Origin of the sequence: Rhizobium sp. NLR10b (genome assembly GCF_019685435.1) — a bacterium.
In the GTDB taxonomy this organism is placed as follows: domain Bacteria; phylum Pseudomonadota; class Alphaproteobacteria; order Rhizobiales; family Rhizobiaceae; genus Rhizobium.
The window spans coordinates 25,330-33,171 of record NZ_JABDWV010000028.1; the positions used below are offsets into that span (position 1 = coordinate 25,330).

A 7,842-nucleotide genomic window follows, 5' to 3' on the forward strand; every position below is an offset into this window, starting at 1 on the left:
ATGGAAACCTACACTGCAATGAGACACTTCGCCGACAGCTGGGGGCTCCTCGCCATGGCGGCATTCTTCGTCGGCGTGGTCGTATTCACCCTTCGCCCGGGCAGCAAGCAGACGGCGAAAGAAGCCGCCGATATTCCCTTGAAGGACGATTGAGATGTCGGAAAAACATATCGATGAATTCAGCGGTGTCGAAACGACCGGACATGAATGGGACGGCATCCGCGAGCTCAACAATCCCATGCCCCGATGGTGGGTGTGGACCTTCTACGCCACCATACTTTGGGCGGTTGGCTATGCGATTGCATACCCCGCTATCCCGATGATCACTTCCGCCACTAAAGGCTATTTCGGCTACTCAACCCGCGCGGAGCTGCAGCAGGATCTAAATCAGGCCAAGGCGTCTCAGACGCAGTTTCACGACCTGATTGCTGCAAAGACGGTTCAGGAGATCGACGCCGATCCTGCCCTCCGTGAATTCGCAATTGCCGGCGGTGCGTCCTCATTCAAAGTCAATTGCGCGCCCTGTCATGGCTCGGGGGCGAGCGGCGGCCCCGGCTTTCCCAACCTGAACGATGACGACTGGCTGTGGGGCGGCGACTTGGGCGCCATCCAGACGACGATCGCCCACGGGATCCGATTCGATTCGGATGCCGAAACGCACGCCTCCGAGATGCCGGCCTTTGCCGTTGTGCTGGAGCCTGTCCAGATGCGACAGGTCGCCGCCTACGTCTGGGGGCTGACCAACGCGCCCTCGAATCCCACAGTCGCGGAAGCCGGAAAAAAGGTCTTTCTCGATAACTGCGCCGCATGTCACGGCGAGGATGCCAGAGGAAAGGCGGAAATGGGTGCCCCGGATCTTGCCGACGCGATTTGGCTGAAGGCACGCGGCGAGGATGCCATCGTCCGCCAGGTCGCCTTTCCCAAACATGGCGTCATGCCTGCCTGGGCAGCACGCTTGGGCGACACGACAGTCAAGGAGCTCACCATTTTCGTCCATTCGCTTGGCGGCGGAACCTAGAGCAACCCAAGCAAAAGTGCGCGGCGGTTTTGCGCCCGCAATGGCGAGAAAACAAAGAGATAGAGCATTTCCGTGATTCAAGGAAAACGGAAATGCTCCAAGGAGAAACGATGACAGTCCACGATCACAATCCCATCCTCGGTCTCTATGGCACGCCGCGCGCCATCATCCGCTCTCGCGTTTCGGAACGCGCCAAGGCGGTGGCGCCGTCGGCCGAACAGGAGGATCCGGCAAAGATCGGAAATTCGATCGTAAGCTTGATCTGCCTCAAGGATCACAAGCAGACGAGCCGATAATTTCAGCTCCTGTCGAGGACGTCTCAGCGGTGTTTCTCCCCCGCTGTCCTCCGGCCACGCCCTTACCCCGGGGCGTGGCCTTTTCATTCCGAAAGGTCATTTCTTGATCTGCATCAAGGAACGGATGCGCCGCGGGTGGGACAAGGGCAGGCAAACACTGGACAGGTCTCCATGAATCTCTACACCGCCCCAGATCCGAATGACATTGAGCGCGTCAGTGTCGAGCCGGTCAACGCCCGGCGCAACCGACAGCCTCTCTATGCGCCGCGCAAGAAGATCTTCCCAAAGCGCGCCGAGGGTCGATTCCGCCGGTTCAAATGGATGGTGATGCTGATCACGCTCGGCATTTATTACCTGGCGCCGTGGATCCGCTGGGATCGCGGTCCCTACGCGCCCGATCAGGCAATTCTCGTCGACCTCTCCTCCCGGCGCTTCTTCTTTTTCTTCATCGAAATCTGGCCCCAGGAATTCTACTATGTCGCGGGCCTGCTCGTCATGGCGGGCTTTGGCCTCTTTCTCGTCACCGCCGCGGTCGGCCGCGCCTGGTGCGGCTACGCCTGTCCGCAGACAGTCTGGGTAGACCTGTTTCTCGTCGTCGAACGCGCCATGGAAGGGGACCGGAACGCGCGAATGAAGCTCGACGCCGGCCCCTTCACTTTCGACAAGCTCAGCAAGCGGTTGAGCAAGCATGCGATCTGGCTTTTGATCGGAGCCGCCACCGGCGGGGCGTGGATCTTCTATTTTGCCGACGCGCCGAGCCTGGCGGCTTCGCTGTTTGGTGGCGGCGCTCCTGCGGCCGCCTATGCAACGATCGCCATCCTGACAGCCACGACCTATGTGCTTGGGGGGCTGATGCGCGAACAGGTGTGCACCTACATGTGTCCGTGGCCGCGCATTCAGGGCGCGATGCTGGACGAGAATTCGCTTGTCGTCACCTACAATGACTGGCGAGGCGAGCAGCGGTCGCGCCACGCCAAGAAAACCCAGGCCAAGGGCCTGCCGGTCGGCGATTGCGTGGATTGCAATGCCTGCGTCGCGGTCTGTCCGATGGGCATCGACATACGTGACGGTCAGCAGATGGAATGCATCACATGCGCGCTCTGCATCGATGCCTGCGACGGCGTCATGGACAAGCTGGGAAAACCTCGCGGGCTGATCGCCTATGCGACGCTCAGCGAATATTCGAGCAACATGTCGCTTGCGACGGACGGAGGACGGACCGCCATCCAGCCCTCCAATGTCCGAAACGCCGATGGAAGCTTCATCTCGGCGGTCCGGCATTTCGACTGGCGGATCATCTTTCGTCCGAGGATCGTTTTCTACGCCGTCGTCTGGGCATCGATCGGCATCGCCATGGTCATCCATCTTGCCTTCCGCGAACGACTCGAACTCAACGTCGTCCATGATCGCAACCCCCAATATGTCCTGGAAAGCGACGGCTCCATCCGCAACGGCTACACACTTCGCGTCCTCAACATGGTGCCGACGCCGCGGGATGTGACCATCACCCTCATCGGGCTCGAGGGCGGCGTGATGCGCATTCCCGAGTTCGGCAGGCAGGATGGCCGCAGCTTCACGGTCCGTGCCGAACCGGACGCGGCCACGACGCTGAAGGTCTTCGTGACGCGCAAGCCCGACGGGGCCGAGATCAATGAATTCCTATTCGTTATCGAAGATTCGGACCATTCCGACCGGGCGACCTATCGCGCGGCGTTCAACGCACCGGGAGAGGTGAAATGAAGGCGTCCACTCGAGGTTTTACCGGCTTGCACATGCTGCTCGCCACCTCGGCATTCTTCGCCGTCGTGATTGCCGTCAACGTCACCATGGCCTTCTATGCCTCATCCAGCTGGAGCGGCCTGGTCGTTGAAAACACCTATGTGGCCAGTCAGGAATTCAACGGCAAGGCGGCAGCGATGAAGGCGATGGCCGCCTCCGGCGTCGAGGGCGCTCTCTCCGTCAAGGGCCGCGCGATCCGCTACGACATCCACGATGGCAGGGGCGCGCCTGCGATCATCGACGATGTCACGCTGAACTTCAAAAGACCGGTCGGTGATCACGAGGACTTCCACCTGACGCTCCGGAGGACCGGCGATGGCCGGTTCGAAGCCGACCACGAGGTGACCGGCGGCGACTGGATCGTCGAGGCCATATCGAGAAGGAACGGCGTGGTCGTCATGCACGAGGCGAAGCGCATCGATACGGCGGAGTTTGGCCAATGACCTGCTGCACCATGGATACGGAAAGCGTACTCGCCCTCAGCGCGACATCGGCCAGCGCCGACGAAGTCCGGCTGGCGAGCCACCCGCTCGGGGCCGGATTGCATCAGCTCGACCTCAGTGTCCCCGACGTCCACTGCGGCGGCTGCATAGTCACGATCGAAAAAGCGCTGTCGGCGCTTCCCTTCGTCAGGAAGGCCCGGGTCAATCTCACTGCCCGCCGGGTTAGCTGCATCTATCAGGAAGAATTCGAAAGGCAGGCGACCGATCCCTCCGAAATCCTCGCAGCCATCAATGTGGTTGGATACCGCGCGCATCTCTTCACAGCCGCGGCGCCTGAAAACGACCGAATCAGGAACCAGTTGCTGCTGGCGATCGGGGTTTCTGGTTTTGCAGCTGCCAATATCATGCTGCTCTCGGTGTCGGTCTGGTCTGGCGCCGACGCGGCGACCCGGGACATGTTTCACTGGATCTCGGCGATGATCGCGGCCCCCGCACTGGTCTATGCGGGGCGCTTCTTCTTCAAATCGGCCTGGAACGCCTTGAAACGCGGGCGCACCAACATGGACGTTCCGATCTCGCTCGCGGTGACGCTCTCCTATGCCGTCTCCCTGTGGGAGACCGTGCATCACGGCGAACACGCATGGTTCGACGCTTCGGTTTCGCTGCTGTTCTTCCTGCTGATCGGCAGAACCCTCGATCACGTAATGCGCGAAAAGGCACGCGCGGCGATCAACGGTCTGGCAAGACTGGCCCCGCGCGGGGCGCTGCTGATGATGCCGGACGGATCGCGCCGCTACGTTCCGGTGGAAGAGATCGCGGTGGGTGACGACATCGCGATCGCGGCGGGCGAGCGCATCCCCGTCGACGGCATGATCGTCAACGGCGAGAGCGACGTGGACCTCTCCATCGTCACCGGTGAAAGCAGTCCGGTCGCCGTCGCCAAAGGCAGCGCGGTGAATTCGGGTGCGATGAACTTGACCGGCTCCCTCATCCTGAGGGCGACGAAAGTGGCGAGGGATTCCCTTCTATCGGAAATCATCAGCCTCATGGAAGCCGCCGAAGGCGGCAGGGCTCGCTATCGCCGGATCGCCGATCGGGCCGCAGCGCTCTATTCCCCGGCCGTGCACCTGTTGGCGCTGGTCTCCTTTCTCGCCTGGGGATTTTTCGGCGGCGACTGGAAACAGGCGATGCTGGTCGCGGTCGCGGTGCTGATCATTACATGCCCGTGCGCGCTCGGCCTTGCCGTTCCCGTGGTTCAGGTGGTCGCGGCGGGTGAGCTTTTTCGCAAGGGCATCATGGTCAAGGACGGTTCGGCGCTCGAAAGACTGGCCGAGGCGGATATCGTCGCCTTCGACAAGACCGGCACGCTGACGATGGGGCGGCCCCGCCTCGTCGGGGTCGAGGCGACCGACGCGAGCAATACCGCCATCGCCTGCGCATTATCCGCGCATTCACGGCATCCTCTTTCCCAGGCGCTGCTGCGGGACATGGAGCAGGCTTCTTCCTTCTCCTTCGACAGGGTCACGGAAATACCCGCTGGGGGGCTGGAGGCCAGCAATGGAACGGATGTCTATCGGCTGGGCAATCGGGCCTTTGCCTGCGAAACCGGCCCTACGACCGGCGCGGCCGACAGGCCGTTTTCGGAAGTGGTCCTGTCGAAGAACGGTGCCGAACTGGCATATTTCCTCTTTGACGACACGCTTCGCCCCGGCGCTGCCGAGGCTGTCCGCGATATCACTGCCGCCGGCCTTGAAACGCTGATGGTATCAGGCGACCGGCAAACCGTCGTCGACAACACGGCGCGGGCTCTCGGTATTCGAAGGGCTCTGAGCGCGGTGGCGCCGAAGCAGAAGGTCGAGGAATGCCAGAGGCTGAGCGGCGAGGGCCATCGCGTGCTCATGGTCGGCGACGGGATCAACGACGCGCCGGCACTTGCCGCCGCGCATGTCTCGATGGCGCCCGCCACCGCATCCGACATCGGCAGGCAGGCCGCCGACCTCGTCTTTTTCAACGAACGGCTCGATGCCGTTCCGGAAGCGATCGCCGTCGCGCGACGATCCGCCAGCCTGATCCGGCAGAACTTTGTTCTGGCCATCGGCTACAACCTGCTGGCGGTCCCGATCGCGATCGCCGGACTGGCGACGCCGCTGATCGCAGCGGTGGCCATGTCGACATCATCGATCATCGTCGTAACCAATGCGCTGCGGTTGAATACCTTCGGCAAACACTCCCCCATGCCGACCGAAGCGCGAGCCGGCGGGGAGGTCAAAACCGCATGAACATGCTGATCTATCTGATCCCGATCGCGCTGCTGATGGGGGGAATGGGCCTCCTGGCATTCCTCTGGTCGCTGAAGAGCGGCCAGTATGACGACCTTGAAGGAGCCGCTTGGCGAATTCTCATCGAGGACGAAACCGACCGCAACAAATCTTGAGCCGCATATGACCAAGACGAGAGGAAGATCGATGCTTGCGAAAAATCCCATACTTTTGCGGTCTGACCTGTTCGACGGCCTCCACGAGTCGACGATAGAGGAGCTCGCCGCTACAGCTCAGTTTCAAACATTCGCTGCGGATGAGCGGATCATCGCAGAAGGCCAGCCAGCGTTGTTCGTCTATTGCGTGATGAGCGGATTCGTCCGACTTTCCAAATCCGAGTCCGCCGGGCGCGAGGCGGATATCTGCGTCTGCGAGCCCGGCGACACCTTCGGCGAATATCTTCTGTCGGGCGGCGGCACCTACGCCTACAGCGCGTGGTCCGCCGACGGAGCGGAGGTGGCCCTGTTCGAACTTGCGGACTTGCGGGCGCTCGCCGAGCGGTACCCCACCATTCATCGCAACGTCATGCGAATCATGACCCGACATCTGCTCGGCGCGATGGATTGCATAGCAGGAGACCGGCTGCACACGGCCGCGCAACGTGTCGCGAACTACCTCGTGAGCCGTTGCCCGGCCTCGGCGTCGCAGGCCACATTTCGCCTGCCTTACCGGAAGAGGATCCTGGCCGGCAAACTGGGGCTTGCGCCCGAAGCCCTTTCGCGCGCATTCGCGGCGCTCGTTCCTGCAGGTGTCGAAGTCAGAGGCAAGATTGTCCTGGTCGACAGTGTCGACCAGTTGCGGAAGGCGTGCTGACATCGGGAAGCCGGAAAAGAGCGCCGCAATTTGACCGGCGTCAATGTGGCGATCGCCCGCTCCACTAAGGTCGGGGCGAAAGGCACCTCGACGTCATGCTTATCTGGATTGTTTTCGCGGTCATCGCGACTGCCGTCATTGCTTCCCTTCTTCATCCGTTTGCTTCGGGCCTTGCCCGGATCGACAGTGGTGCGGCTGATGCATGCCGGGTCTATCGGGACCAGCTTGTCGACCTCGACAGGGACATGGAGACGAGCCAACTCCCTCGCAACGAGTACGAATATGCCCGTGCCGAAATCGCGCGGCGGCTTTTCAAGGCAACCGAACAACAGTGTGAAGAGCGCCGGAGACCGCCGCATGCCCATCGATGGCCGAAGCTGGCCATCAGCTTATTTCTGCCGCTCGCGAGCATCGGCCTTTATGCCCGGCTGGGTTCGCCCGACATGCCGTCGCAGCCGCTGCAGGCGCGGCTGGAAGATCCCGGCCACAATATCGCAATGCTCATTTCCAAGACGGAACGCCATCTCGCAAGCCAGCCCGATGACGGGCGGGGATGGAACGTCATCGCTCCGGTCTACCTCAGGACCGGCCGGATCGCCGAGGCAAAGTCGGCTTATCGGAATGCGCTGCGGATCCTCGGACCCGACGTCGATCGCCTGGGCGGCCTCGCCGAGGCCCTGATGATCGAAGCGCAAGGTTCGGTGACCGCGGACACGCTTGACATCCTGCGGCAGATACTCCGGCTCGAACCGAAAAACCCGCGCGCGCTGTTCTACATCGCCGTCGGCATGGAGCAGGCGGGACGGACCACCGAGGCGCTGGCAGATTTCGAAGCGCTGGCGAAATTGTCGCCTGCCGGCGCGGCGTGGCTGCCGCTCGTCAACCAACATATTTCCGCCAATGGCGGCGTTCCGCTGGCCGCTTCGAGGCAGAAGCCTCACATGACAGCTGCAGGAGATTCGCGATGACGCGCAAGCAGAAGCGCCTTGCGGTGATCGCGGGCGGGATGAGTTTCATCCTTGCGGCGGTGCTTTTGGTGATGTTCGCCTTCAGCCAGTCGGTGGCCTATTTCTACATGCCGGCCGATCTGGCCAAGACGCCGGTGGCGCCGGAGACCCGCATCCGGCTGGGCGGCCTGGTCGGAGCGGGCAGCGTCGTGCGCGGCGCCGGTTCGA

General features: G+C 62.2%; 10 protein-coding genes. All 10 read left to right on the forward strand.

Going from position 1 to position 7,842, the window contains the following annotated elements:
- Entirely contained in the window at positions 1-153 is a 153-nt protein-coding gene (locus HJB91_RS29350; protein WP_017969139.1) for a CcoQ/FixQ family Cbb3-type cytochrome c oxidase assembly chaperone, read from the forward strand.
- Between the two features lies 1 nt (position 154).
- Complete coding sequence (gene ccoP / locus HJB91_RS29355) at positions 155-1,018, forward strand: cytochrome-c oxidase, cbb3-type subunit III (protein ID WP_221156759.1); 864 nt, start codon at positions 155-157, stop codon at positions 1,016-1,018.
- A 110-nt stretch (positions 1,019-1,128) separates the two neighbouring features.
- Positions 1,129-1,314 (forward strand): hypothetical protein, encoded by a 186-nt coding sequence (locus tag HJB91_RS29360; RefSeq protein ID WP_210633362.1) that lies wholly within the window; start codon positions 1,129-1,131, stop codon positions 1,312-1,314.
- Positions 1,315-1,485: 171 nt separating this feature from the next.
- Complete coding sequence (ccoG, locus tag HJB91_RS29365; RefSeq protein WP_221156761.1) at positions 1,486-3,054, forward strand: cytochrome c oxidase accessory protein CcoG; 1,569 nt, start codon at positions 1,486-1,488, stop codon at positions 3,052-3,054.
- Positions 3,051-3,536: a FixH family protein gene (locus tag HJB91_RS29370; protein ID WP_221156762.1), complete on the forward strand. Its 486-nt coding sequence runs from the start codon at positions 3,051-3,053 to the stop codon at positions 3,534-3,536. Before ccoG ends, HJB91_RS29370 begins: the two co-directional genes overlap by 4 nt.
- Positions 3,533-5,815, forward strand: coding sequence for a cation-translocating P-type ATPase (locus HJB91_RS29375; protein WP_221156764.1), 2,283 nt, complete (start codon positions 3,533-3,535; stop codon positions 5,813-5,815). The genes HJB91_RS29370 and HJB91_RS29375 overlap by 4 nt, the downstream gene beginning before the upstream one ends.
- A complete protein-coding gene (ccoS, locus tag HJB91_RS29380; protein ID WP_210633356.1) occupies positions 5,812-5,970 on the forward strand; it encodes a cbb3-type cytochrome oxidase assembly protein CcoS in 159 nt (52 codons plus the stop codon). Before HJB91_RS29375 ends, ccoS begins: the two co-directional genes overlap by 4 nt.
- A gap of 31 nt (positions 5,971-6,001) precedes the next feature.
- Positions 6,002-6,667, forward strand: a complete 666-nt coding sequence (locus HJB91_RS29385) for a Crp/Fnr family transcriptional regulator (RefSeq protein ID WP_221156766.1) — start codon at positions 6,002-6,004, stop codon at positions 6,665-6,667.
- A gap of 95 nt (positions 6,668-6,762) precedes the next feature.
- Entirely contained in the window at positions 6,763-7,635 is an 873-nt protein-coding gene (gene ccmI / locus HJB91_RS29390; RefSeq protein WP_221156768.1) for a c-type cytochrome biogenesis protein CcmI, read from the forward strand.
- The coding region (locus HJB91_RS29395; protein WP_221124229.1) for a cytochrome c maturation protein CcmE at positions 7,632-7,842 on the forward strand (211 nt) is incomplete at its 3' end. The genes ccmI and HJB91_RS29395, both read left to right, overlap by 4 nt.